Genomic DNA, 353 nt, shown 5'->3' with positions numbered 1-353 from the left:
TGGTGCGCCAGTAAGCCCTGATCCTGGCAGGTCTATTGCGATCAATCTAAAGTCATTACTCAGAATGTCGATCCAATCCTCCCAAGCATGAAGTGAGGAAAGTTCGCTGTGAAGTAGAAGTATTACAGGGCCTTCGCCTACGTCGCGATAATGGATTTTTGTATTAAAGTCGTTTTCGATCCACTGGGAGTCACTATAACTATACTTGCTCGTAATGTACCAGTCAGGTAGCTCGGAAAAGCCAAGAAAATTAGACAAGGAGGTCGAAGATTGAGACGCCTGCTTGATGTTTGCGCAGCCGCCTAGACTTAGGGCGAAGGTAAATGTCAATAGGACAAAAGCAAGCCTAATGC

The 353-nt window shown here is 45.9% G+C and carries 1 protein-coding gene; it reads right to left on the bottom strand.

Annotation, left to right across the window (positions count from 1 at the left end; genetic code table 11):
• On the bottom strand, window positions 1–330 hold a 330-nt coding region (locus tag A3766_RS10355), incomplete at its 3' end, for an alpha/beta fold hydrolase (RefSeq protein ID WP_369808623.1).
• Between the last annotated feature and the right edge of the window lie 23 nt (window positions 331–353).

Source organism: Oleiphilus sp. HI0132, assembly GCF_001635845.1.
The sequence above is the reverse complement of the archived record's forward strand: the minus strand, read 5'-3'. Positions and strand labels throughout refer to the sequence as shown.